This window comes from Paenibacillus kobensis NBRC 15729 (assembly GCF_004000825.1).
Lineage (GTDB): Bacteria > Bacillota > Bacilli > Paenibacillales > Paenibacillaceae > Paenibacillus_T > Paenibacillus_T kobensis.
This window is the reverse complement of sequence record NZ_BILZ01000003.1, coordinates 130,279-154,545: the sequence shown is the minus strand read 5'-3', so window position 1 is coordinate 154,545 and position 24,267 is coordinate 130,279. Positions and strand designations below refer to the sequence as shown.

The window sequence follows — 24,267 nt, the reverse complement described above, 5'->3', positions numbered from 1 at the left end:
AAGAACGCATCATCGGCGTTCTGTTAATCAAGCGATTGGGACTATCCGTAGAGAGGGTATTTTCCATTAATAATAAACTGTTGAAAATGAAGTTTTTTGCGATAATCAATCTACTGATCCTAAAATACAATTAGAATGGTAAAGAAAAAACAGATGAAATGAACTGAGGGGCAAGAGTGAATAAATTTTGGATAAATTCAGCTTTGATCTTGATGATAATAGGGTTGACGTCCTGCCGTGGTGAGAATGAAAATTCACTTGCAGCAGCGAAGACTTTTATGAAAAGCTTGGCTGAAAAAGATGTCCAATTGAATACTAAAATTAATCATTCAGATGAATACGATACAGATAAGGTAATGACAATTGCACAAAAAATGTATGTGATTGGACAGAAACTAGGCGATTTCACATTTGAAGCTGCGAAGAATAATCCAAATGAAGTCCATGTCTTTTGGTATGACCCAAAAGGCAATCGATATGGACTAGATCTAATTTTCATTAAAGAACAAGACGGCCAGTACTACTTTAGCAACATAAGTGCAGGGAAGGCATAGGGGCTGTCTATAGGGAACAGGCGGACTGGAAGTTGCTTATGGAGAAGGAATAATGTAAACAGTGAGGTTGGGAATACTTAAACTGATAAAGGAAGGCACCCAATCGGGTGCCTTCGATTTCGCTCTATAGAGATGATACGGTGAACCTTATCACAAGTATCCGGTGCTTCTTCGATTCTTCTGAGATATAGTCTGATAACTGATCTGCCGGGTTGAATACGGAATAACCATGGCGAATGATTCGGCGCTTAACCCTTTGATGAATTTCAGAATTCCTTTGGCCATCATGGACATTCCTGTATCGAAAGCCGTGCTCAAGCGGTTCATCAGGTCTGAAAGGGATTCGTCGGTCAGCAAGTATGTGTTTTGGTATACTAAAAGCAGCGGGAGGCGAAGGTCAGTGCATCCCAGCTAAATGTGTCGCCAGTAGATGCGGCGGTTGTGCTGTGGCGTATTGCGAATCCACCGACTACGGCAAATGTTACGGTGATAATCACTATTTTAGTTAAAAGGAAGGTATTACGATGATAAAGGTTGAAAACTTATCCTTCTCATTTCCACAAAAAGAACTGTATAACAACATTTCATTTACGTTAGAAGAAGGACAACATTGCGCTTTTATAGGAACGAGCGGCAGTGGGAAAAGTACATTGATAGATATTCTGATGGACCCAGAAAGATATCTGTTCGACGGCAAATTAGAGATGGACCCCCAATGCACAATTGGATATGTAAGTCAGTTCCCAGAACTAGACAACACGAAAGAAACAACCGTATTTGAATATATAGGGGAACAATTCATAAAGATTCAAAGCGAAATCCAATCCATTTGCACGGAAATGGAAACCTCATCAGATATAGAACCGCTACTGGAAAAGTATCAATTAGCTTTAGACGCGTTTGATGCGATAGGTGGGGATGATGTTGAAAGTCACATTCATAAGCAGCTCAATCTAGCAAACCTCATGAAGCGAAGAGATCATAAGGTATCTGACCTGAGTGGCGGGGAATTCAAACTTATTCAAGTGATGAGGGAAATGCTTAATCGTCCTGACCTTATGATTATGGACGAGCCCGATGTATTCCTAGACTTCGAAAACCTAAATGCGCTTAAAAAACTTATTAATACTCACAAAGGTATGCTGCTAGTTGTAACGCACAACCGTTATCTATTGAATCATTGTTTCAACAAAATTATTCACCTTGAAAACACGGAGATTCAAGAGTTTGATGGGCGTTATATGGAGTATAACTTCTCATTGCTTCAGACAAAAATTGAGCTGCAAGAAATCGCAGTCGCTGAACATGAAGAAATCGAGAGATACGACAATATCATTAATAATCTAAGAGCGATCGCAACTTATAATTCAGATGCATCAAGAGGGAGAGCATTAAAGGCTAGAGTTCGGTTTCAAGAAAGATTGGAAGCTCGTAGAATTAAAGCGCCATTCGTTGATATTAAGCAGCCTAATATCCATTTCGGTATGGATCATGAACTGGAAGACACTATTGTTGTAAATGTCAATAATTATAGTGTTGCCTTTGATGAGCTGCTGCTAGACAATGTTAACTTTGAGATAAAATCAACGGATAAAGTGGCCATTATCGGTCCAAACGGTACCGGAAAAACGACCTTACTCCGAGACATCTATAAAAATAATCATGGTTCTATTGAAATAAATGCTGATGTTAAAGTGGCTTATTTATCTCAGCTTCAAGGAGAAGTGCTGAAGGATTCCAATACAATACTTGAAGAATTCATCGATGCGGGGTTTAAAACTTATGATGAGGCCAGATTGTATCTTGCCGATTATGGCTTTGAAGGAGAAACCGTTAATCAGAAGATACAATCTTTATCGGGCGGAGAAAGAAACATCCTTCAATTAGCTAAAGTTTCTGCCAGTAAAGCAAACGTATTACTTCTTGATGAACCGACGAGCCATTTAGATACCTATACACAAATAGCGCTGGAGAAAGCCATTGAAGAATATCAAGGCGCGATTCTCATGATTTCTCATGATTTTTATTCCGTTGTAAATGGGATGGATTATGTTTTAATCATTGAGGATAAGACGATCAGAAAAATGGCTATGCGAAAATTTAAGCAGATGATTTATGCCAGTCATTTCGATAAAGACTATTTAGAAACAGAACAAAAGAAAAAATCAGTTGAAATGAAAATAGAATTGGCTTTAAAAGATACTAATTTTGAACTTGCAAAAGGATTGGTAGATGAGCTAGAAGAGCTGATTAAGTTGCTTTAGAGCGTTGAAACCAGAAGGGTGATAGCCATGAGTGTGATACGTTTGGAGAACGTCACGAAGAAGTATGAAGAGTCCATGATCTTTCGAGATATATATTTTCGTGTTATGCAGGGGGAGCGTATCGGTCTGATCGGACGGAACGGCGCCGGCAAGTCTACGGTATTTAAGCTCATCATGGGTCTAGAAGAGCCGACGTCCGGCAAGGTAGATATTGATCCGAATGTGAGAATCGGATATTTCTCGCAATTCTCGGAACTGAGAGGAAGTCTGTCCGTTCAGCAAGAACTGGAAGCCTGCTTCGAACAGGTTGCCCTTATTGAACGGGAGCTGCAAGAGGTCGGAGATAAACTAGGCGGGGTTACCGACGATAGTGAGATGAATGCGCTGCTTGCAAGGCAAGCGGAGTTGTTCGAACAGATGGATCATCTCGATGGCTGGAACATTTCCGTCGAGATTAATACGGTGCTTACGAAGCTAGGGTTTAATGACAGATCCCGCAATCAGCCGATTGATGAGCTGTCTGGAGGATGGCGTAACCGTGCGGCGCTCGCGAGGATGTTAATCGAGCTACCCGATGTCGTATTGCTCGACGAGCCTACGAATTACTTAGATATAGAAGGCATCGCGTGGCTGGAGCAGTGGCTGTACCGATTCAAGGGAGCCATGATTCTGGTGTCGCATGACCGGCAATTTATCGACAAGGTCGTGACGCGTACGATCGAGATCGAGAACTATCATTTTCAAGAATACGAAGGCAACTACACCGACTACATCCGTAAGAAGAAAATGCGTAAGAAGGAGCTGGACCGCCAGTTCGAGTGGGAAGAAGAGCTGCTTCTTATGGAATCTGAGGCGATCGACGATCGTGCAAGCAAGAAGTCTGGTGCCAAGGACCGTCTCTCGCGCAAGCTGGCGGATAATAAGAAGCGAATCGAGCCTCATCCCGTTAACGTACTGATTACCGATATCTACGAGAGACTGCGCTTCCCGGACAAGCTATGCGAGGTGAAGCAGATCGGGCAAACTTACGAGGGGCGGCGGATCTTCGAGAACGTTAGCTTCGATATTCAGAAGGAAGATCGCTTGGTCATCGTGGGTCCGAATGGAAGCGGCAAGTCCACGCTCATTAAGACGCTTACCGGGCAGGAGAAGCCGGATTCCGGGCAGGTTGTCTGGGAGAAGGGCATTAACTATGCCCACTTCAACCAGATGTGGGAGGGACTTGATCCTAAGGATACCGTCAGCCACGCGGTGAATACGTATGGATTGGGACTGGACGCTCCGCGCAAAAAGGTGAACAAATTCCTAGCTATGCTGCAATTCTCGGAGGCGGATCTGAGCAAGGCGATCGGCAATCTGTCTGGCGGGCAGAAAGCTCGGGTGGCGCTGGCTAAGTGTCTTCTCTCGGGTGCAGCCGTTATTATCCTGGACGAGCCGACCAACCATCTGGACCTCACGAGCATACAGGTCATGGAGCAAGCTCTGATCCATTTTCCCGGCGCGGTCATTACGGTAAGCCATGATCGTTTCTTCATCGATAAGATCGGGACCAAGATGCTGACCTTCGATCCGGTAACGGGAGTGACCGAACAGAGCTTGTAGGCTATTACGCAAAAGGAAACTGTTATTTAAATTTACTTTTGGCATCCATCATAATACAGGATAAGATGATGTCAGTCACCACTGACAGACATTAAATGAAGTTTTTTGCGACAATCAATGTACTGATCCTAAAAGATAATTAGAATGGTAGAGAAAAAATAGATGAAATGAACTGGGGGCAAGAGTGAATAAAGCAGCGAAGACTTTTATGAAGAGCTTGGCTGAAAAAGATGTCGAATTGAATATAGTAATCTATTAAGTGGTAATTGTTATGTCATTCACCAGTGTAAGTTCACCGCACTTAACCCCTTTCGACGAAATCAGGGCAATATTGTTGAGTGCCCTGATTTTTGTTACGGGGAGCCTTATCATAAGTGACACACTGCCGTATGATCAAAAACCAGCAACGGTTCACCCAAAATTCGCTCCCGTCGGTAGGTGGGGGCTATTTATGTTCAATCCTTCATTGGCGTACTTGTTCAATAGCTTCCGCATCGCCCGACAAGTCGAGAGAATCGTGAGTGTCGAGAAGCGCCAACTTTATGCCGCGCTCCGCCGCACTTGCGTGAAGCCGCTCCGGTAGATCGGGCGTTTCACAGTAAAGAGGCGGCTGGTGAATCGTCCTGTAATGAATCGGCAGAAGCGTCTTCGCCCCCAATACATACGCTGCCGCAACGGCTTGCTCAGGTCCAAGCGTGATGGGTTGGCCGCTTGGAGGGTTGCCGCGGAACTCGACAATGGCGGCATTGACTGGCATGCAGGCGATGTCGAACGGACCGTGGACGCTCTTAATATTCCACCAGTGTCCATGCCATAGCGTATCGCCGCCATGAATCAGCCTTTTTCCGCCACCCTCCACAACCCAACTGACTTGCGGGTCTCCGAATCCATCCATGGCGAAGACCGCGATAGCTTTCGCTGAACCGATTCGAATGGATTGGCCGAGCTCCATACCGTAAAGTTGTTTCAGCGGTGTATCTCCGATCAATTTGAGCGATTCTACCGGCAAGTAGACAGGTATCTCTTCTCCGTAGAATCGGGCAATTGCTTCCGGATCAAAGTGGTCGGGGTGATGGTGGGTAATTAGGACGGCATCCACCTTTCCGAACACATCCAGCGGATAGAGCGGTTCATGCGAACGTTCGTATCTTGGTGGAAAATTGTACAGCGGATCGATGGCGATGCGTGTCGTTCCGATTTCTACTTTAACTCCTGCCCAGGGCAGTTTCGTAACGATCAAGGCACTCATCCTTTCTCAAAGTATTCCCTCAGAAAAGAGTGTAATGGAAAGAGATAATTTTGTATAATTGAATATAGTGAATAGTTAGTTCAGAATTAATGAATTATGAGTGAGCGGGGTGAGATCATGGACATCAATGCACTGAGAACCTTCCAATGGATCATAAAGCATGGAAGCTTTAATCGGGCCGCCGAGGAAATGAACTATGCGCAATCAACGGTGACGACGCAAATCCAGAAACTCGAAGCTGACTTGGGCATCCGGTTGATCGAAAGGGGAAAGAAAATTCGGCTGACGGAAGCGGGAAGGGTGTTCTACGAACAAAGCCAAGAGATCTTGCAACGGATGGAGCAACTACGAACGAGTCTGACGGATCTGCATACCGGGGAGTCAGGGGTAATCAGAATCGGCGTGATGGAGCCGACCGCGAGCTTCAGAATGCCTGCTTTGTTGAAGCCGTTCTCGGACAAATATCCGAAGGTGAGGATTTCCCAAATGATCGCGGGCACTTCTGTCTTACTGGAGTCATTACTGCAAGAAAAAATTGATTTTGCCATTTGTTCCTCACCGAATGTGGGCTCCGAGCTTTATTTTCAGCCGCTCTTTCATGAAGAGTTTGTCGTCCTTATGCCCGATGATCACCCGCTTTCCGGGTATGCGGCGCTTGAGCCAGGGCTCCTGCAGGGTTATCGGCTCTTGGTCACATCCGAATCCTGCGCCTACCGCAAGAAGATTGAAATGGTTTTACGCGAGTCAGGAGTTCTAGCCATGGATACAATGGAGGTCGGAAGTATGACCGCGATGAAGCCGTTTGTTCAAAACGGATTCGGAATCGCTCTAGTTCCTGCGTTCATCGTGCATCCGGTTCCAGAAGGGCTGACAGTACGTCCGCTGCTTGGCGCCTCCGTCGATATGCTCATCGGACTGGCGTGCAGGGCCTCTTCGCTCACTCCGACCGGGGCTAATCTATTTAATTGGTTGAAGCAAGAGTTACATGACTTATAGACAATGCGGCTCGGTTTTGGCTCTTGACAAAATTAGGAAACGAATTTATAGTGTAGACATCTACACGAATCCAAGGAGAAACCTATGCCAAGTGTTTTCGAGATGTACCCCTATAGCCTTTACACTAAACTTATCGCGCAAAGGGTTCGGGAGATCATCGACCAGCTTCTGAAGGACCATGGTTTGAATAGCTCGCAAGCGATTCTTTTGTCGCATATTCATCAATCCATAGAGGAGCATATAGAGATCAACCGGAAGTTCCTTGAAGAAACAATGGCTCTGAGCGGTCCGTCTGTTACAAACTTATTGAACGGTTTGGAGAAATCCGGATTTATTACGCGCAGCAGCAATCCTGCCGACGGACGCAATCTCCGAATTGAAGTAACGGCCAAAGCGAAGCAATTTCTTAGCGAGAGGAGTGACGCCTTCTCTGAATCGGAAGATTTGATCACGCAAGGGATGTCGGACGCCGAAAAAGCCATGTTTGCCTCTCTGCTGACCCGTGCTTTTGAAAACGTCGAAAAGCAACTGTCAAAGCGATGAATTTGCCATATTCTTAGGTTGTTTTTTTAAACAGATAAGTAGACGTCTACATGATTTGTGAAATCAAATTCAGGAGGTGTCCTGATATGAAGGATCAACAAAACGGACTGGAGCTATCCAGAATCGGACTCGGTTGCGGTCATATGTCAAATGTCAATGAGACGGTCAAAAGCGCTGGAATTGCCACGATTCATGCCGCTTTCGAGAGTGGCATAAATCATTTCAACACGGCAGATTTTTACGGTGCAGGCCGAAGCGAGATGGTCATCGCCGAAGCGCTGAAGGGGTATAAGCGGGATCAATATTTTATATCGCTGAAGTTCGGGGCATTGAATACGCTCGAAGGCTCCTTGTACGGACTGGATGTCTCCCCCCAGCATGTTAAGAACTATCTCGCCTATTCGCTCAAACGCCTCAATCTTGACTGTATTGATCTTTATCAGCCCGCAAGAATCGATCTGGGTATCCCTGTTGAAGAAACGATCGGCGCCATCTCCGAATTGGTTAAGGCCGGATATGTCAAGCAGATCGGAGTCAGCCAGGTCGATGCAGAGACGTTGAGAAGAGCGCATGCCACGCATCCGATCAGCTTGGTGGAAGTCGAATACTCGCTTTTTAACCGAAGCATCGAGAAAGAGATTTTGCCGACGGCAAGGGAATTGGGGATTGGCGTTGTTGCTTTTGGGACGGTAGCTCATGGACTTCTTGCCGGCAACTGGACAGAGGAGCGGATCCTAAAAAACAAAGGCGGCTACATCCCGTTATTTTTTGAAGGGAATATAGAGAAAAATGTTGCTCTGGCAAAGAAACTGGGTGAGATCGCCGTAAAAAAACAAATGACGTTATCCCAACTGGCGCTTGCCTGGATATTATCCAAAGGTAAAGACATCAAACCGCTCATTGGTACCGTATCGCCGGTGCATCTTCAAGATGCATTGCAGTCACTTGATATTCATCTGACGGAAGATGATGTCAGGGAGATTGAAGAGGCGATACCGGAACATGAGATCGCAGGCGCTTCTTTTCCCAATATGCAATTTAGAAACGGTAGGACTATTCGTGGATAAAGAGTACAGGCAACACAATCATACAAAATGAAAGGATGTCATTGTTATGATTATCGTTACCGGAGCCAACGGGAAATTGGGGCGGGCCGTGGTTGAGCAGTTGCTTAAGCGTGTACCTGCCGAACAGATCGGTGTCAGCGTCCGCGAACCGAATCAGGCACAAGAGCTTCAGGAATGCGGAGTTCGTGTTCGTCGGGGCGATTTCGACGATGCCGAGAGTCTGCATCACGCTTTTGAGGGGGCGTCGCAGGTTCTCATCGTTTCGACCGGCATTATGGGCGAGGCAGGTATCCCGCATGGTATTCGGCAGCATCAAGCAGCGATTGACGCGGCCAAGAAGGCAGGGGCTAGCAGGATGCTATACACAAGTCACATGGGCTCTTCCCCAACATCGCACTTCGCTCCCATGATTCACCACGCGGCTACCGAAGAACTGCTGAAAGCTTCAGGTATGGCTTTCACGTCGCTCCGAAATGGCTATTACGCTGCATCGGCACTCATGTTGATCGGCGGAGCCATAAAAACAGGGGAATTGATCGCTCCTGAAGACGGCCCGGTTGCCTGGACAGTCCACTCCGACTTGGCCGAAGCTACGGCGGCGATCATAAGCGAGCAGAAATTAGATGGCATGACTCCCAATTTAACGGCAACCGAAGCTATTGACATGGAAGGGATTGCGACCATCGCTACCGAGATCTTGGGGAGGACCATTCGTCGAATCGTTGTGTCGGACCAAGAGTTTCGGGACCGCTTGCTGTCTCAAGGTGTACCGGAAGCTAGTGTAAATATGCGGATGGGGATGTTTCTAGCGAGCCGACAGGGCGATTTCGCGCAAGTCGATCCCACTCTAGCTCATTTGATCGGTCGACCTCCGGTGAATATTAGAGAGGTACTGCAGGAATCGATTTCTCATCGACAAGGTTGATTGCGTTAGAAGATGCTAATAGGGCATCCAGGTTTGGATGCTCTGGCACATTTAAGTAGGGAGAAAATTTTAGTGTCAGTTCAGGGGCTTTTCCTTTCAAATGGAAAAGCCTCTTTCGTTTGGTATTTAGCGGAAAGGGCAGGCGTGGACTATTATTGTTCACTGCGTTTTTTTGTAATACGATGCAGCGGCCTTCTTACGTTCGACTTCGCCCATCGGCATAATACTCGATAAGGAAATGCTGAAATTCGCGAGCGGCTTCGGAAAGATATCGCCCTTCGTTCGATGATACGTAAAAGACGTGTTTATGATCCCGCCCTTCGATGGGCAGCAAGGTATATTGCGTTACTTCATTCCATTGGCAGCCCGGGACAAATGCTACCCCCAGACTTGCCTGAACGAGGCTGTGCAATGCGGCGGGCTCATCTACCTCACCAATGATGGTCCGCTGAATACCTGCTTGGCTACTGATTTCGTCGTTGACTTGGCGGAACGGATGCCCGGTCTTGTATTCGATGAACGGCTCATCTGCTGCTTGGTCCAATGTAATGCTGCTTAGGTTCTCCAACCGGTGGCCGCATGGCACAGCCAGGAAGATATCGTTCTGCAGCACGGAAAGCTCACGAATGCCGGGCTTTCGGAATGACAACGGTCCAAACCCGAGATCTATAATGCCCTGTTCTAAAAGCTCTCCAATGCTGTACGACTCGGCAGGTGCAATTTGTTTGATGCGGAAGCTGGTGCTCGGGAATTTCTCCCGGAAAGCCGTTATAGCAGGCGAGAGACAGGTTAACGTGCTTGTAGCGATGCTGATCGTCCCCTGTTCTAGCCCCGCCAGTTCCGCCACTTCCTTTCTTCCTTCTTCCAGCAAGGATAAAGCCGATTCGACTTTAGACAGAAAGATTTTGCCGAATGCGTTAAGACGAATTTGTCTGTTAATGCGATCGAATAGCGGTACGCCCAGATCCTCTTCGAGTCTGGATATCGTCCGGCTGAGCGCGGGTTGTGCAATATGGAGTTGTTCGGCTGCTCTCGTCATATGTTCCAATCTCGCAACCGTGCGGAAATATTTCAATTGCAGAAGTTCCAAGGGATACGCCTCTTTCCCATATCTCTAATGTAATGAATTGCTGGTGGTATTGTTATTATCCTATATTATCCTTTATGCCTGTTCGCTTGTAAAATTAGGGCAAGAAAGGGAAGGATGATCTCAATGAACTTATACGATGAGGAAATAAAGCCGTTTTGTATCGAAATTGCGCAAGGTGAGCTCGACGACCTTCAGGACCGGCTAGGCCGAACCCGTTGGCCGGACGAATTGGCACAAGAAGGATGGAATTACGGAGTGCCGCTAGGCTATCTCAAGAAGCTCACCGACTATTGGCGCAACTCGTATGATTGGCGCAAACAGGAAGCTTGGCTAAATAGCTTTCCACAGTATACTTTAACGATCGATGGGGCGAATATTCATTTCCTGCATGTCCGTTCTCCGGAAAATGATGCTTTGCCGCTTATTCTCACCCACGGCTGGCCAGGTTCGATTGTCGAGTTCCTCGACATGATTGGGCCGCTTGTTGATCCGAGATCCCATGGCGGGGATCCGGCCGATGCTTTTCATTTGGTCATCCCATCGATCCCCGGATTCGGTTTCTCAGGTCCTACCCAGGAATCCGGTTGGGACGTAAACAGAGTCGCCCGGGCTTGGGCGGAGCTGATGAGACGGTTGGGTTATAAGCGATATGGCGCCCAGGGTGGTGATTGGGGGGCCTTCATCTCCAAGGCATTGGCCGAAGTGGACCACGAGCACATGTGTGGTGTGCATTTAAACTATTTGCATACCATTCCGGCTGAAGGTTTCGATCCGAACGGACTGTCCCAGGAGGAGCGGGACAGGCTTGAGAGGTCTCAGCGCTACCGGTCCGCACCTGCGGGATACATGAGACTGCAGGCGACCCGGCCGCAGACTTTATCCTATGCGCTCACCGACTCCCCGGTCGGGCAACTGGCATGGATTGTTGAGAAATTTCAGGAATGGACCGATCCGGCTTGCCGGGTAGATGATGACCGGATCCTAACCAATGTCATGCTATATTGGCTAACGGGCACTGCGGGATCGTCCGCCCGTCTGTACTACGAGAGCTTCAAATCGAAAGGTGTTTTAAGCCCATGTCCTGTTCCTATGGGCGTGGCGGTGCTTCCTTACGAACTGGCTTTGCCAGTGCGCTCTCTTGCGGAGCGCGAACACTTGGTCGTTCACTGGACTGAATTCGACCATGGGGGTCATTTTGCCGCTATGGAGGTTCCCAATCTGATGGTTCAAGACTTGCGGGTCTTCTTTGGACAATTTCGGAGGTAGTAATATGGAAATATCTGAATCCTATACAGTATGATATTGAGAGGTGGTTATGATGACAATTCAAAAGTACGGAAGTGACAGAGAGCATTTTCTAAAAGAAATAATGAATCTGATGGTATCAATAGAAGGCGGAACCATTGAACTGCGAGATTATATGAATATGAATAAATGGCTTAGTTCGGATTACACGTTATCAGACCCTGGCAGCGGAAGGGACAGAAAGGTTATTACATGGACAGAAACGATCGAACCCTTCTATGTAATGAAGTATCCGGTAACACAGCATTTGTATCAATTTGTATTGTGCGATGGAGAAGAAGAAGTAGAACCGAATGCGCGTAACCTGCCGATCACGGAGGTTTCATGGTTAGATGCGCTTGTCTTTTGCAACGAATTGTCCAGAATATTTGGCAGGACTGAATGCTACACCATCACCAGTGAAAGTGAGAATACGATATATAACAACGAAGCAGATGGCTTTCGATTACTAACAGACGCGGAGTGGCAATATGCGTGCAAAGCGGGAAGCACGGGATATCGGTATGCAGGAATTGATCAAATTGCATGGTATCAAGAAAACTCCAATGGATCAGCTCAACAAGTCGGACAACTGCTTCCTAACTCATGGGGGCTTTTTGATATGATTGGGAACGTCTGGGAATGGTGCTGGGATCTATATGATACGAAGAGATATGGGAACTATAGAGTCTTCCGGGGAGGCAGTTGGGCTGAAGTTGCGAACAGCTGTGGTTCTACGAGTAGAAGGAAAAGCATGCCTGATTTCAAGATAGATGATCTTGGTTTTAGAATAGCACTTACAAAACTTTGAGAACACGGAACGGATCGCTTTTATACTTTAAGAAATTTGTAAGGATCGGGTAAGAAAAAAGCAGAATTCGGAGCTTACGATAAAGCTAGTAAAGAACGAAGGAGTCATTGAGCGTTGAACTGAAGATTCTGGTGCTGCACGATGTCGAGATTGATGGGGTTCATAAGAAAAAGGGTTCACTCGAGGATTATTTCTTGTCCATCCTGAATGGGGGTAGCGTCGTTGCTTAAGCTCATGCAGCTTGAAATGCGTAAGTTTCGTATAGGGAATTACATTAGGGCAGCGGTGATCGCTAATGTCGTCATTTTAGCTATAATTTTCATCATTAGTTTAACAGAGGGGAAGGAAGAAGGGCAGCTTTTCGCGAGTTACGATACGGTGTTCTCTATCATTGATACGCTCGTTCGGGGGACGTGCATTGTGTTCGCAGCGGTACTCCTTTCACAGCTCGTCATTGACGAGTTCCGCAATAAATCGATCACGGTGTTGTTCATGTATCCAATCAGTCGTAAAAAGCTCATCGCAGCCAAGCTGCTCATCATCGTACTGTTTACGCTAACTGCGGATATAGCGGGGAACCTGTTTGTTGGTCTTGGCTTCTATGTATTGAATCTGTTCACGTCCGTTGTTTCGGAGCCGTTCACGTGGTCCGTTGCAATTAAATTGCTAGTAACGATCGTTATGAGTGCGTTGGCGACCAGCTTCTTAAGCTTGATTCCGCTGTACTTCGGTATGCGTAATCATTCCGGCGCGGCTACCATCGTGTCGTCACTCATTGCGGTGGTGTTCGTCTGCCAGAACGTCGACGGATTCAGCATATACTCCATTATTGCGGTACCGATTGGTCTGGCACTCCTCGGTGTGGCCGTCGCGTATATGTCGATTCGTAATATCGAGCATGTGGATGTACTAAAGTAGCGGAACGGGAGGAGAAAATCAGGATGATAAACAAGGTATTGAAATGGGTTATTTTAATTTGCGTCGTTTCGTCGGCCTCGCACGGACTAATGTATTTGGTTACGAAGGACCAGGATACCTTCTTCAGCATGTTCGGTACTGCCGGATTGGCTGTCTTGTGCGCAATCTGGTTATGGTCTAGGAACCGGAGAACCGAATCATAAGTGACGGCAAGTTGCATCGGGTCCTTCATATCGTAACAATCTCAACGATTGACCCTCGCAACACAGCCTTGACGTATACTTATTGAGCTTTACAGGCGGTAGTTCTGGTCTATTACTTGTTACCTAAAACATTCACTCTCTCCTGCAGACCCTCCAAAACCTCTTTGGGCACCTCCCTGACCTTAATATCTCCACCTAAGAAAAGCAGCCAGTTTATTATTTCTGCCAATTCATCCGGATGATGAACATGGATGAACGTCTTTAAAATAGCCGTGGTTTGATAAGGATTCGTGTACGAAATTGTAATTTTTAATGGATGGTACTTTTTGAACTGGGCAATCGCCTTAGGACCAAGTTCGAGGACTAGGTTGATGGCTTCTTCCTGCTTGCTTAGTTGTTCAACAATCTTCTTCTTGCTTATTCTTTTTTTCTCGGGGTATGGTTTGACATCGGTGAGATTGTCGACAGGAATAATCCGCCTCTTTTCATTCTCCAGGTCGAAGCCTTCGATTTGCCAAGAGCTTTTTTCACGATATAGGCGCATGAGATAGATAGGATAAGCCTTGATATCCCTTCCTTCTTCGACGGTAACCATTAAGTAGCTGTCTACAAGAAGGGTTTGAATGAGTTGTTCTAACATAGGATGGGGCAAATCTGACAGATCAAGCAGGTCAGGATTGCGAGGGTTGGTACCTTCGAAGAGCAAGATTTGATTTAAAAGAACAAGATCATCTTGCTGGTTTTGAGAGATGAGGCCGAGCAATTTTTCTGCTAAAGAGTGACGACTCTTGAGATAAGGGAGTTGTAGATTTCGTGTGGCCATGAAGGCGATAAAAAGCGCTTTAATCTCATTATCGGTAAAGCGGACAGTGGGCAGGACGGAGTTGTTCATCACAAAATAACCCCCGTCCCTTCCGACTTCGGCGACTAGAGGCATTCCCATTGCTTCAATTTCCCTGATATCTCGAATCGCCGTTGAACGTGAGATGTTAAACTCATGCATGATTTCCGAGATGGTAAAATGGGCGCGGTTGTTGATGTACCGCATGATGATGTTAATCCGTTCTACTTTTTTCATCGGACCCTCTAAACAGTATCATATTTTGACATGATTTATCGTTATTATAAACCCATCAAGTGAAAAAACAAATGATTTAAATCAAAGGAGGAATGGGTATGAGTACGATTACAGGTAATGAAAAAATTGCGAAGGTTGAATCCCGCTCTATTGGAAGGACGGCCGCTTATTGGACCGTCACCATCATTCTCGCATTCTCTATTGCATTAAGCGGGATCGGGCAATTGATGCGATATGGTGGCAATGTCGATTTAGTGACCGATATTGGTTTCCCGTTATATATCACGAGCATTCTCGGGACTTGGAAATTGCTTGGCGTGATTGCGATCGTCATGCCAGGTTTTCCCCGGCTTAAGGAATGGGCTTATAGCGGTATCTTTTTTCTAATGACGGGTGCGGCCTTGTCTCATGCGTTCGCTAATGATTACGGCGATGGTGGATTCCATATTGTTCTTCCGCTTGTCTATGCCGCGCTTGGCATCGCCTCCTGGGCGCTTCGTCCGAAAAGCCGTAGACTCTAATGGAGTGAAATAATAAAGACGTACCACATTTTGACACGATATATAGTTATAATTAGCTCGAGTATCAAATCAATAGATCCATTCAAAAAAAAGGAGCTGGAAAAATGGGAACGTATACCTTTGAGGAAAAAGACAGCTTTATCGTTCTTGGTATTGGAACGGAGCTGAAGAGCGATTACACGGATTATGCCGGCATGAACAAGGAGAAGGAAAACTTTTGGCGGGCAGTGGAGCAGGATGGAAGGCTTGATACGTTAAAGGCTATTGCTGCGAACGACTATATTTTTGCCGTAAACGAAGCGGTAAATCAGAAGATGATGTATTATGCTGGCGTCATGACAAATTCATCGATACCGGAAGAACACAGAGTGATTCAATTCCCTAAAGGACAATACCTCGTCGTTAAAGGTGAAGGGAAGTCGGCTGATGAGTTGAGTAGTATGCTAACTGGCATTGCCTTTGGTCAAGCTTTGCCAGCAGCCGATAATTACGCCTATGTTGGCGGGCCTAATGCAACGGTTGGGATGGGGCAGCGAGACGGCTTGGTATATGGTGAAATGTGGGTTCCGGTTGTAAAAAATTAAACGAGTTCAGTAGGAGGAATGAGGATGTACGCTATCGTTGACTTTAAAAATGTGTCTACGGTTGGTCTGGAGTCTTCACAAGTAGCAGAAGCGCTTGCTGGTTTACGTGCTAATGAAGCCCGTTACTTTATGAACAAATACAAGCATGAATTTACGGTTGTACCAGCTGGCGAAAGCCAGGAGACGCTTGATTATGTGAACCGAATTCTGAAAGAGGAACGGGATATTGAGTTTGCGGCCCAACCTCTAGAAACATCGCGTTTTCAAGTGGAAAATATTCAATTTGCCTATGTTTTTTATGAAGATGGGTTAGCGGTCAACGTCATGTATACGGTGGATGATCCTAAGAAGCGGGCCGTTGGATTTAAGCTTTCTGAGGAGATGGAAGTACCCAAGGAGTTGGAAGAGAAGAAGTTCAAATTCGCAAGACAGAAGTCCAAGCTAGCTGGGACAATTCGAGGTTCGTTCTTCGTCATTAAGGGGGAATATTGAAGCAATCAACTAAGGCACCCGTTGGGGTGTCTTTATTATGTGAGGAGCCGGTTGGTCGTTCCAAGCAGCATTAAGGGTTGCTGGACAGCTGCCTAGGCCGGAGGAGCGGCCGAGAGTAATATCAGCGTTTTATTTGTGCGCCTACTCCGGATTCTTTTGAACGCATCTGCCGCAGTTTTATAAGATGCCGGCGGATGATGTTACCATGCATATGGAACAATACAACAATAGACATTGGCAGGAAGCATTCACGAAACATGACTTTTTCTCAGCATTAATAATGAATTTGATTTCATTTTTGGAGGGCCATAATGATAAGGAAAATGGACGATTTCATGACCAAACAAGCCTTAAACCTGGAATATTCCATTACCGGTCTGGGGGAGCCAATCCTTATCATGCATGGCGGTCATTCGAGTTGTACGGAAGAATGGGGTTATCGTGAACTCACGAGCCGGGGATATTCAGTCATTACACCCTCTAGGCCGGGCTATGGCAAGACCTCCAAAGAGCTTGGTGCAAATATGATCACAGCGTGCGAAGCGTACTTAGAACTATTGGATGATTTGAAGATTACCCAGGTTCATGTGATAGCGATTTCCGCAGGCGGTCCCAGCGGAATTCATTTTGCATCCAGATATCCGCGGCGGGTGAGAAGTCTTACCCTGCAATCAGCAGTTACACATGATTGGTTGACCCCTGGAGACCGAATATACAGGGTTTCTCAAATTCTGTTCCGTCCGCCTATAGAGAAGTATGTCTGGCAAATGACCCGATTCGTGAATCATCTTTTTCCTGACTATCTTTTTGGTAAACTGTTATCTTCCTTCAGTAAGCTTCAACCTAGAGAGGTATGGCCCCAAATCAGCGGTAACGATAAAGAGCAGTTCAAGAGAATGATCGATCGTCAGAGATCAGGGCATGGTTTCATGATTGATTTAACACAAACAAGCCATGTACGCCGTTCCGATTTGTCTGCCATTCGATGCCCTACACTAATTATGCATAGCGTGAACGATGCGTCGGTGCTAGTGGAACATGCCTATTATGCGCAACATCATATTCCCAATGCAAAGCTATCTCTACTTGATATATGGGGGCACTTGATTTGGATCGGAAAGGGCTCCGCAGAAATGCAGCATCAGCTTCTTGAATTTCTGGACATGGTTGGACAGGTTTACATTTGTACCTGATGCGGAGAAAGACGGTTATTAATAACCGTGACAAAAAGGTGGCTCTAACGTCTATGAAGCGAATTTTTCTAATGGGTTTACTCGTGTTCGGTTTGGTTACAGCCAAGACGTATGCGATAGGTGCGGACACTCAGAATGATGCTCCTCCATTCGAGAAACCTTATCTTGAAATCGGGTATAAATCAGTTGGGGAAGCATTAAAGGAATGCGAAGCGCTTAATCAACGAGAACTTCAATTACCGATCAAATTACCGCCCATGCGATTTACTCATCACTTAGCTAGATGTGTACACGACAAGGGGAATTACAACGATGAACTTCAAATAGAATACCTACATGAAGCGCAGGGCAAGAACCACTATAATATCGATATAAGACCAACTGAGCAGAAAATCGACTTTGGGAAATCAAATAGAAGAAAGATCAAGTACAAAATGAATGACGGTAGTGAAGCAATTTATTTTACTACTAGAACCCCAAATACAATGGGGGGATTTAACACCATAGTATTCGAAAAAAACGGATGGCAGTATCGCTTATCAGTAGATAGTCGAATGGGAAATCAAGTCACAGCGGATGTATTAGTTGGAATAGCGGAATCAGTAATACAAATTGATGGTAAATAAGGGTGAGGCATAGTGACTTCGGAGGAAGTGTTAAAGGGCGGAAACGTTAATCACATTGTCCGTAAGGACAATACGGTTCTCCGTCCCACTGGTTATTGGAGCCCGTGCGTTCATCAACTGCTTAAACATCTAGAGAAGCAAGGCTTCGAGGGAGCACCAAGATTTGTTGGAATCGACGACTCTGATCGTGAAATCGTAACATTCATTCCCGGGGAGGTCCCAGGAAACGATTATCCTGAACTTGAGCCTTACATGTGGTCGGATGAGACGCTCGTAGATTTGCGTCAGTGGATTACTCAACGATTGACTACCATGTGTGATACGTTGAGCAATGGTGCTGCCGAAGGGAATCTTGCCTTTCAACACATGATTGATGAGGGACACCTGGCTCATTATGAGCGCGAGATTCGATTTGTAACCGAGCATTTCAATGATTGGATATCGGATTGAGTATGGCGGACGGATTACAATAGCTGCGAAATCAGAGAAAGGGCCATCCGACAAGGATGGCCCTAAAATTTTCCGCAGACGGCGCGGTATCTATGGCAAGTCAGCTCTAAGAGTTCTGTATGCCATGTTTGTTTGCAATTTGCTCGCTTTGGTTGGGCTGGCCCTTACCCTTGGTGATCAAGTCGCGAAGGCTGCCGTTTATGTAGATGCCCCAGGAGTCCGTACAGACGGCGAAGCACTCATACGCGGGAACGAGACCTACGTGCGTAAATCGAACTTCGGTGTTGCCGTCCTTCTCGGTGATTTCAAAGACAATGTCGGTACCCGTCCACTCGCTCTTATTGTTTACGAAGTTAAAGTAGTTGTCTGCAATGTGCCAAACGATCTTACGGTCTGGAACAAGTTCGGTGACTTCGATGGTGCAGCGGTGAATGTCTTGGTGATGGTACTTAAATACACCAAGTTCGTCGGTCTTGCCCTCAATTTCTTCTGACCACCATCCGCGGACGTTATTGATGGCGGCGAAAACTTCTTCGGGGCTTTGGTCTACCTTGAAAAAAGTGCTGTAACCTTGACTCATCCAGAGAACACCCTCCCAATATTTGTTAACTGCACATCAAGTATAGATTACGTACTTGCAAAATGCAAGTACAGATCGTATAATTGGGCTTATGAAGAAGCGACCTTCCACCGTCTGTCCAATCGTATATGCGCTCGACATATGGGGCGATCCCTGGAGCCTAATCATACTTCGTGACGTCCTTATTCATAACAAGCGGCATTACCGCGAGTTTCTTGCTTCACGGGAGCATATCTCCACTAATATTTTGAGCGCACGGCTCCAATCACTCGTCGAGGCAGGCCTGCTCGTCAAGATAGAAGGAGATTCAAACCGCGCGCAGACCATGTACCGGCCCACACAAAAGGCGCTCGACCTGTTTCCGGTTGTTTTCGCCATTATGCACTGGGGGCTGAAATACAACCCCAATACCGATATGACTATTCCGATCATGCAAGAACTACAAGCTGACGAGAAAGGGCTGGAGATGCGCCTTTTGCAAAATTTCGATGATGTTAACCCGAATATAAGCCAATAAGCTTCCAGAACCACTGCTAAGGTGGGGATGGGAGCTTTTTGTTTGCAAATTTCTTTTTTGATTCTGTCACATTCCGCTTCCGCTCCCCGTCATACGGGTACCAAGTCGAAAGGGATGATGATGATGCAACATTATGACATCGCAGTTGTGGGCGGAGGAGTGGCGGGGTTAACGGCAGCTATCTATGCAGCCAAAGCGGGAAAACAAACGATTGTGATTGAGAAGCAGGAGCGTCTAGGAGGCCGGGCTGTTACCAATAAGAAAAAGGGGGCTTACTTTAACTTAGGCGGGCATGCCCTGTATCACGGAGATGCGCTTGCAACATTTCGTGAATGGGGTCTGAGTCTGCAAGGTAATCAACCTTCAATCGATGCGTATGGGATATGGAAGGGGAAATTGCTTACGTTGCCTATGAGCGTTAAATCACTGCTCACAACCCCCCTCTTATCTTGGAGAGGCAAGATAGAGCTTGGCTCTTGGTTAGCGAAATTGGGAAAGATGGATACCCACCGCTATGATCAAATCAGTCTGCGCGAGTGGATTGAAAGCCAGTTCTATGATCCTATGGTACGGAATTTATTCTACTCTCTGCTGCGTACGGCGAGTTATGTGGCGGCTCCAGACATGCAGGCTGCCGGTCCGGTATTGAAACAGCTCCAAAATTCCCTTCAAGGCGTGTTGTACCTGGATCGAGGCTGGGGAACCATTATAGATGAACTGAGAGAAATCGCAATTAAAAATGGAGTAACGATGATGACGAGCACGAAAGCTGTTGCCGTCGAGCATCGCGATGGAGCCGTACAGCATGTTAGATGCGAAGAGGGCACGCTAGTCGAGGCGAAGAATATCATCCTCACCGCACCTCCTGCCGTCGCCCACCAATTGGTGACGAACGCAGAAGCAACCTCGCTTCATGCTTGGAGAGAACAGGCCATCGAGATCACTGCCGCTTGTTTGGATGTCGCTTTGCGGCGCCTCCCGAAACCGAAGCAGCAATTCATTTATGGGATCGATCAAACGGTCTTTCTCAGCAATCAATCCCGCGCGGCCTGCCTGAGTGATGATGGCGCTCAAGTCATATCCGTGATCAAGTATCAGGGAGAGGAGAAGAACCCGGATAAGGATTTGCATGAGCTAGAACAAACTCTTGATTTAGTACAGCCGGGTTGGCGGGACGAATTGGTTGCGAAGCAATATCTGCCTCGTATTACGGTTTACCATGATTTCTTGCATATGAGACGCCAGCAGCCAGGACCTGCTGTTCCGGAGATATCCGGATTGTATGTGGCAGGAGAATGGGCATCGCACGGAGAACTTCTGGTCGACGCCGCGACAGCTAGCGCCAAGAGAGCGGTACAGTGCATACTTGCTCGCGAGTATACAGAGGGGAAGCCCAAGGATGCATATAGAAGAATTGTATGAAACGTATCGAACCCAGCTCTTCTCATTAGCATATCGGATGCTGGGGAGTGTCATGGATGCGGAGGACATCGTACAGGAAGCATTCCTCGCTTATGATCAATTGCCGGACTCGGCAGCGATTCATAATGAGAGAGCCTTTCTGTATAAAATCGTGACGAATCGTTGTTTAGACCTTCTACGCTCATCCGCACATAAACGGGAATTATATGTCGGGCCTTGGCTTCCGGAGCCTTTGATTGACAGGGGGGTATCGGACTCCGATCCTTCCCAAGCCTATTTGCAGCGCGAGTCCATATCAACGGCTTATCTGTTGCTGCTGCAACAACTGAACGCGGTGGAGAGAGCTGTGTTTCTGCTCCGGGAGATCTTTCACTATTCATTTGATGAGATTGCCGGGACGATTGGAAAAAGCAGCGCAAACTGCCGCCAAATCTTCCATCGTGCTCAAAAGAGCATCCATTTCGATCCGGATCCGACCCCATCGATCTCGGTGGCGGAAGGGAAGATCAAAGATTTCGTTCATTCGCTCATGCAAGGGAATACAACGAAGCTGCTTGAATTGGTAAGCGAGAACGTGGTGCTCTATGCGGATGGCGGAGGCAAAGTCAGGGCGGCGCAGGTTCCGGTTGTCGGTATAGATAAAGTGATCAAGCTGCATCAGAACCTGTTGCAGATGCATGAGGGGAAATTCAGCTTCGCTTTCCTCACAGTGAATGGCTTGCCGGGGATTCGTGTTATCTTAAACGAAGACACGCAATATATCTATTCATTTGCTTTCCGCAATAATCAAATTCAGACCATCTATTCCGTAGCGAACCCCGATAAACTAAGACATCTGTAACCATCGCCAGCGACAGAAAGCTAGCAGAGACGTTATGGAAGGCGAATATAGTCATTAAGGTTTGACTTGTGCTCCGCTTATTGCATAGATTACAATCATTCCCATAATAGTCCGAGGAAGATATCGGTCTTACACGGAGGAGTGGATTGTATGAGCGAGTTCGGTGGCATGTCCCCCGAGGTGGAATCGCCTTGCCATTATCGCAGAGCGCTGGAGGTTGTCTCTAGCAAATGGACAGTCCTCGTGTTCTATGAGCTGGAATTCGGTAAGAGAAGGTACAGCGATCTGAAGAGAAAGATAGAGGGCGTTACGCAGAAAATGTTAACCCAGACCTTACGGCAGTTGGAGAGGGACGGCCTTGTTGTCCGCCATGTGTATCCTACCGTCCCTCCAACCGTTGAATATGAACTGACACCATTAGGCTTAACGTTAATCGAGCCCATGCGGGTCTTGCATCAATGGACCGATGCCCATTATGATTCCGTCCGGCAAGCGAGAATGGCTTTTGACCAAGCGAACGTATAACTTTGCCGAGCTGGCCAATGGCTAGGCTCTTTTTTTTTATAAATGTCTCCGGAGCTCCTTGCTAATTAGCGAGTATACGTCATGACCATCCTCGAACACATCCGTCAGGGCGTAGAACGTATGAATCATGCCGGAGTAACGTTTCAGCTTCACCGGGATACCGTTCTCGATCAGTTTCTGGGCGTATCGCTCACCTTCGTCACGAAGCGGGTCGTACTCTGCGGTCACGATCAGGGCAGGGGCTACTCCGGCAACGTCACCGTACAGAGGGGAAGCAAGCGGATCGGTTCTCTCGGCGTCCGAATTCAGATAGTGTCCTGCGCAGTATTCGAGCAGAGCGGTCTCAAGGAAGTACCCGGAAGCGTAGGTGCGTCTTGATTCGTAATCCCCGACCCAATCCGTTAATGGATTAAGCAGAATCTGATAAGCGATTGAGAATGTGCCCCGTTGTACAGCCTGCTGCGCGACGATGGCGGCAAGGTTCCCTCCTACGCTTTCACCTGCAACGGACATCTTCGAAGGATCGAAGCCTAACTCCGATGCATGATCGTACATCCATTGAACCGCGAAGATCGCTTCGTCAACCGGAACAGGGAATTTCGACTCCGGCGCCAGGCGGTAGTCAACCGAGACGACGGCGTGGCCCGTCGCCTGAGCCAGCTTGCCGCACATCGGATCGTAATGTTCCATTCGGTTGAAGACGAATCCGCCGCCGTGGAAGAACACGATGACAGGCAGCGCTGCGTCCAACTGCTGGGGTCGATAGACACGGACCGTGAGGCTTCCATGCGGACCTTCTAACGGGATATCTTCTGTACTTGCCAACTCGATATTGTCGGAGATGGCATTAGCCACCACGACGCTGCGGATTTCCTGCGGAGACATCGTGTGCAGAGGAGGGAATCCCGCAATATCGCTCAGAAATCGTTTGGTTGCTTCAGGCATTTGAACATTCATCATCATTACCTCTTCTCATTTCGTTTGGCGTTGCTAATGTTGGTTCCGTGAGATCATCGTAATTTAACTTTGCGGCATGCGGAAGAAGGCACTTTTAAGTAGTCAGGCCACTTTAAAGTGCCTCCTTATGCAACGGGAAGAAATGGATTACCCTTAACTCATGGAACAACAAAAACTAAATGAATCGGAAATAGCAAGAGCCTCCTTCAACGAAGGAGGCTCTTCTTAATCAAACGCACGCATTCCCGCAATCAAAGAATCAAAATAAAGACTGATCGCGGAATCGTCTTCATCCATCCATTTCTCATAGAACACCTGATGCTTCATCGTCTTGTAGAAGTCCATTAGAGCCTGCTTCATCGTCATGTTCTGCAGCATCAACCATTTGGGATCCAATAGCTTTCGGAAGACGAGATCCACTTGGGTCAAATAAATGCGCGCATTGATCGGATAGAATACGCCAATCGCAATGCCGCTGTCGAAGTAGTCGGCGAGCTTATTCTTGCACAGGTCTACGGCTTGTGCAAGCTTGACGGACAAGTCAGGATAGGTCCCGTTCAAATCCTGAAGCAGGACGTCCGTTAAGTAGAACGACAGTTTAATCGTGAGCTTAAACGCTAGGGCAAAAGATTCGTTGTAAAATTTCAGTTGTTCAGCGGACGGCTGCGAGAGCGGCCCTGGCGACATGGCCGGTGGAGCCTCCGCCAACATTTGATTCGACACGTACAAGACGAATTTATCAATGAGACATTCCGCGATCTCGGTTTTCGAGGCGAAATATTTATACATTGTTGCTTTACTGATATCCATATATTTGGCCGCATCATCCATTTTCAACGAGCTGAAGCCGTGTTTGTTGACGTAGGGCATTAAGCGCATCACAAGCTTTTCCCTTTTCTCGAATAACGGGTCGCATTCGACTTCTGACATTTCGCAGCACCTCCTGAATGACCAACTTAAGTATAAAACATATCG

The 24,267-nt window shown here is 46.9% G+C and carries 26 protein-coding genes; 20 read left to right on the top strand and 6 right to left on the bottom strand.

What is annotated here, in order from left to right; all coding sequences use genetic code 11:
* Positions 1-176 precede the first annotated feature (176 nt).
* The 3 genes from PKO01S_RS03815 (at position 177) to PKO01S_RS03805 (ending at position 4,420) form a co-directional block, all read left to right on the top strand.
* Positions 177-554 carry a hypothetical protein gene (locus tag PKO01S_RS03815; RefSeq protein WP_127529968.1) on the top strand — a complete coding sequence of 126 codons (378 nt, stop codon included), beginning with the start codon at positions 177-179 and terminating at the stop codon, positions 552-554.
* A gap of 524 nt (positions 555-1,078) precedes the next feature.
* Positions 1,079-2,818, top strand: a complete 1,740-nt coding sequence (locus PKO01S_RS03810) for an ABC-F family ATP-binding cassette domain-containing protein (RefSeq protein ID WP_127529967.1) — start codon at positions 1,079-1,081, stop codon at positions 2,816-2,818.
* A 27-nt stretch (positions 2,819-2,845) separates the two neighbouring features.
* Positions 2,846-4,420, top strand: coding sequence for an ABC-F family ATP-binding cassette domain-containing protein (locus PKO01S_RS03805; RefSeq protein WP_127529965.1), 1,575 nt, complete (start codon positions 2,846-2,848; stop codon positions 4,418-4,420).
* 463 nt (positions 4,421-4,883) lie between these two features.
* Here PKO01S_RS03805 and PKO01S_RS03800 read toward each other — a convergent pair whose 3' ends face one another.
* Positions 4,884-5,660 (bottom strand): MBL fold metallo-hydrolase, encoded by a 777-nt coding sequence (locus PKO01S_RS03800; protein WP_127529964.1) that lies wholly within the window; start codon positions 5,658-5,660, stop codon positions 4,884-4,886.
* A 126-nt stretch (positions 5,661-5,786) separates the two neighbouring features.
* On the opposite strand from PKO01S_RS03800, the gene PKO01S_RS03795 reads away from it, so the two are divergent.
* From PKO01S_RS03795 to PKO01S_RS03780, 4 genes are all read left to right on the top strand, one after another.
* Positions 5,787-6,665, top strand: coding sequence for a LysR family transcriptional regulator (locus PKO01S_RS03795; protein WP_127529963.1), 879 nt, complete (start codon positions 5,787-5,789; stop codon positions 6,663-6,665).
* Between the two features lie 84 nt (positions 6,666-6,749).
* Positions 6,750-7,208, top strand: coding sequence for a MarR family winged helix-turn-helix transcriptional regulator (locus PKO01S_RS03790; protein WP_127529962.1), 459 nt, complete (start codon positions 6,750-6,752; stop codon positions 7,206-7,208).
* A gap of 86 nt (positions 7,209-7,294) precedes the next feature.
* On the top strand, positions 7,295-8,275 hold the full coding sequence (locus tag PKO01S_RS03785; RefSeq protein ID WP_127529961.1) for an aldo/keto reductase: 981 nt from the start codon (positions 7,295-7,297) through the stop codon (positions 8,273-8,275).
* A 46-nt stretch (positions 8,276-8,321) separates the two neighbouring features.
* Positions 8,322-9,200, top strand: a complete 879-nt coding sequence (locus tag PKO01S_RS03780) for an SDR family oxidoreductase (RefSeq protein WP_127529960.1) — start codon at positions 8,322-8,324, stop codon at positions 9,198-9,200.
* 196 nt (positions 9,201-9,396) lie between these two features.
* Here PKO01S_RS03780 and PKO01S_RS03775 read toward each other — a convergent pair whose 3' ends face one another.
* Positions 9,397-10,290: a LysR family transcriptional regulator gene (locus tag PKO01S_RS03775; RefSeq protein WP_127529959.1), complete on the bottom strand. Its 894-nt coding sequence runs from the start codon at positions 10,288-10,290 to the stop codon at positions 9,397-9,399.
* A gap of 123 nt (positions 10,291-10,413) precedes the next feature.
* On the opposite strand from PKO01S_RS03775, the gene PKO01S_RS03770 reads away from it, so the two are divergent.
* The 3 genes from PKO01S_RS03770 (at position 10,414) to PKO01S_RS03760 (ending at position 13,303) form a co-directional block, all read left to right on the top strand.
* Entirely contained in the window at positions 10,414-11,556 is a 1,143-nt protein-coding gene (locus PKO01S_RS03770; RefSeq protein ID WP_246070429.1) for an epoxide hydrolase family protein, read from the top strand.
* A gap of 52 nt (positions 11,557-11,608) precedes the next feature.
* A complete protein-coding gene (locus PKO01S_RS03765) occupies positions 11,609-12,385 on the top strand; it encodes a formylglycine-generating enzyme family protein (RefSeq protein WP_127530062.1) in 777 nt (258 codons plus the stop codon).
* A gap of 222 nt (positions 12,386-12,607) precedes the next feature.
* On the top strand, positions 12,608-13,303 hold the full coding sequence (locus tag PKO01S_RS03760; RefSeq protein ID WP_246070428.1) for an ABC transporter permease: 696 nt from the start codon (positions 12,608-12,610) through the stop codon (positions 13,301-13,303).
* Positions 13,304-13,618: 315 nt separating this feature from the next.
* Here PKO01S_RS03760 and PKO01S_RS03755 read toward each other — a convergent pair whose 3' ends face one another.
* Complete coding sequence (locus tag PKO01S_RS03755) at positions 13,619-14,584, bottom strand: helix-turn-helix transcriptional regulator (RefSeq protein ID WP_127529957.1); 966 nt, start codon at positions 14,582-14,584, stop codon at positions 13,619-13,621.
* 98 nt (positions 14,585-14,682) lie between these two features.
* On the opposite strand from PKO01S_RS03755, the gene PKO01S_RS03750 reads away from it, so the two are divergent.
* The 6 genes from PKO01S_RS03750 (at position 14,683) to PKO01S_RS03720 (ending at position 18,450) form a co-directional block, all read left to right on the top strand.
* The gene (locus PKO01S_RS03750) at positions 14,683-15,105 is read left to right on the top strand and encodes a DoxX family protein (RefSeq protein ID WP_127529956.1); all 423 of its coding nucleotides are present in this window, start codon (positions 14,683-14,685) and stop codon (positions 15,103-15,105) included.
* Between the two features lie 104 nt (positions 15,106-15,209).
* Complete coding sequence (locus PKO01S_RS03745; protein ID WP_127529955.1) at positions 15,210-15,689, top strand: GyrI-like domain-containing protein; 480 nt, start codon at positions 15,210-15,212, stop codon at positions 15,687-15,689.
* A 24-nt stretch (positions 15,690-15,713) separates the two neighbouring features.
* On the top strand, positions 15,714-16,181 hold the full coding sequence (locus PKO01S_RS03740) for a phage tail protein (RefSeq protein WP_127529954.1): 468 nt from the start codon (positions 15,714-15,716) through the stop codon (positions 16,179-16,181).
* A gap of 314 nt (positions 16,182-16,495) precedes the next feature.
* On the top strand, positions 16,496-17,374 hold the full coding sequence (locus PKO01S_RS03730; RefSeq protein ID WP_407669624.1) for an alpha/beta fold hydrolase: 879 nt from the start codon (positions 16,496-16,498) through the stop codon (positions 17,372-17,374).
* A gap of 53 nt (positions 17,375-17,427) precedes the next feature.
* Positions 17,428-18,000 carry a hypothetical protein gene (locus PKO01S_RS03725; RefSeq protein ID WP_127529952.1) on the top strand — a complete coding sequence of 191 codons (573 nt, stop codon included), beginning with the start codon at positions 17,428-17,430 and terminating at the stop codon, positions 17,998-18,000.
* A 12-nt stretch (positions 18,001-18,012) separates the two neighbouring features.
* Positions 18,013-18,450, top strand: coding sequence for a hypothetical protein (locus PKO01S_RS03720; protein WP_407669622.1), 438 nt, complete (start codon positions 18,013-18,015; stop codon positions 18,448-18,450).
* A 106-nt stretch (positions 18,451-18,556) separates the two neighbouring features.
* On the opposite strand, the gene PKO01S_RS03715 is transcribed toward PKO01S_RS03720, so the two are convergent.
* Positions 18,557-19,030: an SRPBCC family protein gene (locus tag PKO01S_RS03715; protein WP_127529950.1), complete on the bottom strand. Its 474-nt coding sequence runs from the start codon at positions 19,028-19,030 to the stop codon at positions 18,557-18,559.
* A gap of 91 nt (positions 19,031-19,121) precedes the next feature.
* On the opposite strand from PKO01S_RS03715, the gene PKO01S_RS03710 reads away from it, so the two are divergent.
* The 4 genes from PKO01S_RS03710 to PKO01S_RS03695 all read left to right on the top strand — a co-directional run bounded on the left by PKO01S_RS03710 (position 19,122) and on the right by PKO01S_RS03695 (position 22,335).
* Complete coding sequence (locus PKO01S_RS03710) at positions 19,122-19,547, top strand: winged helix-turn-helix transcriptional regulator (RefSeq protein ID WP_127529949.1); 426 nt, start codon at positions 19,122-19,124, stop codon at positions 19,545-19,547.
* Positions 19,548-19,589: 42 nt separating this feature from the next.
* The gene (locus tag PKO01S_RS03705) at positions 19,590-20,969 is read left to right on the top strand and encodes a phytoene desaturase family protein (RefSeq protein WP_281278826.1); all 1,380 of its coding nucleotides are present in this window, start codon (positions 19,590-19,592) and stop codon (positions 20,967-20,969) included.
* Positions 20,947-21,810, top strand: a complete 864-nt coding sequence (locus tag PKO01S_RS03700) for an RNA polymerase sigma-70 factor (protein ID WP_127529948.1) — start codon at positions 20,947-20,949, stop codon at positions 21,808-21,810. Before PKO01S_RS03705 ends, PKO01S_RS03700 begins: the two co-directional genes overlap by 23 nt.
* A 150-nt stretch (positions 21,811-21,960) precedes the next feature.
* Positions 21,961-22,335 carry a winged helix-turn-helix transcriptional regulator gene (locus tag PKO01S_RS03695; RefSeq protein ID WP_127529947.1) on the top strand — a complete coding sequence of 125 codons (375 nt, stop codon included), beginning with the start codon at positions 21,961-21,963 and terminating at the stop codon, positions 22,333-22,335.
* A 36-nt stretch (positions 22,336-22,371) separates the two neighbouring features.
* Here PKO01S_RS03695 and PKO01S_RS03690 read toward each other — a convergent pair whose 3' ends face one another.
* Positions 22,372-23,298, bottom strand: coding sequence for an alpha/beta hydrolase (locus tag PKO01S_RS03690; protein WP_246070427.1), 927 nt, complete (start codon positions 23,296-23,298; stop codon positions 22,372-22,374).
* Between the two features lie 219 nt (positions 23,299-23,517).
* Positions 23,518-24,171, bottom strand: coding sequence for a TetR/AcrR family transcriptional regulator (locus PKO01S_RS03685; RefSeq protein WP_407669623.1), 654 nt, complete (start codon positions 24,169-24,171; stop codon positions 23,518-23,520).
* Between the last annotated feature and the right edge of the window lie 96 nt (positions 24,172-24,267).

Excerpts from the sequence above, each read along its gene's own strand:
- PKO01S_RS03750 (WP_127529956.1), top strand. The coding sequence starts at position 14,683 with ATGAGTACGATTACAGGTAATGAAAAAATTGCGAAGGTTGAATCCCGC.
- PKO01S_RS03745 (WP_127529955.1), top strand. The coding sequence starts at position 15,210 with ATGGGAACGTATACCTTTGAGGAAAAAGACAGCTTTATCGTTCTTGGT.
- PKO01S_RS03790 (WP_127529962.1), top strand. The coding sequence starts at position 6,750 with ATGCCAAGTGTTTTCGAGATGTACCCCTATAGCCTTTACACTAAACTT.
- PKO01S_RS03685 (WP_407669623.1), bottom strand. The coding sequence starts at position 24,171 with ATGCGCTTAATGCCCTACGTCAACAAACACGGCTTCAGCTCGTTGAAA.
- PKO01S_RS03695 (WP_127529947.1), top strand. The coding sequence starts at position 21,961 with ATGAGCGAGTTCGGTGGCATGTCCCCCGAGGTGGAATCGCCTTGCCAT.
- PKO01S_RS03765 (WP_127530062.1), top strand. The coding sequence starts at position 11,609 with ATGACAATTCAAAAGTACGGAAGTGACAGAGAGCATTTTCTAAAAGAA.
- PKO01S_RS03805 (WP_127529965.1), top strand. The coding sequence starts at position 2,846 with ATGAGTGTGATACGTTTGGAGAACGTCACGAAGAAGTATGAAGAGTCC.
- PKO01S_RS03715 (WP_127529950.1), bottom strand. The coding sequence starts at position 19,030 with ATGAGTCAAGGTTACAGCACTTTTTTCAAGGTAGACCAAAGCCCCGAA.
- PKO01S_RS03780 (WP_127529960.1), top strand. The coding sequence starts at position 8,322 with ATGATTATCGTTACCGGAGCCAACGGGAAATTGGGGCGGGCCGTGGTT.
- PKO01S_RS03700 (WP_127529948.1), top strand. The coding sequence starts at position 20,947 with ATGCATATAGAAGAATTGTATGAAACGTATCGAACCCAGCTCTTCTCA.
- PKO01S_RS03795 (WP_127529963.1), top strand. The coding sequence starts at position 5,787 with ATGGACATCAATGCACTGAGAACCTTCCAATGGATCATAAAGCATGGA.
- PKO01S_RS03770 (WP_246070429.1), top strand. The coding sequence starts at position 10,414 with ATGAACTTATACGATGAGGAAATAAAGCCGTTTTGTATCGAAATTGCG.
- PKO01S_RS03725 (WP_127529952.1), top strand. The coding sequence starts at position 17,428 with ATGAAGCGAATTTTTCTAATGGGTTTACTCGTGTTCGGTTTGGTTACA.
- PKO01S_RS03710 (WP_127529949.1), top strand. The coding sequence starts at position 19,122 with ATGAAGAAGCGACCTTCCACCGTCTGTCCAATCGTATATGCGCTCGAC.
- PKO01S_RS03740 (WP_127529954.1), top strand. The coding sequence starts at position 15,714 with ATGTACGCTATCGTTGACTTTAAAAATGTGTCTACGGTTGGTCTGGAG.
- PKO01S_RS03785 (WP_127529961.1), top strand. The coding sequence starts at position 7,295 with ATGAAGGATCAACAAAACGGACTGGAGCTATCCAGAATCGGACTCGGT.
- PKO01S_RS03690 (WP_246070427.1), bottom strand. The coding sequence starts at position 23,298 with ATGATGATGAATGTTCAAATGCCTGAAGCAACCAAACGATTTCTGAGC.
- PKO01S_RS03755 (WP_127529957.1), bottom strand. The coding sequence starts at position 14,584 with ATGAAAAAAGTAGAACGGATTAACATCATCATGCGGTACATCAACAAC.
- PKO01S_RS03810 (WP_127529967.1), top strand. The coding sequence starts at position 1,079 with ATGATAAAGGTTGAAAACTTATCCTTCTCATTTCCACAAAAAGAACTG.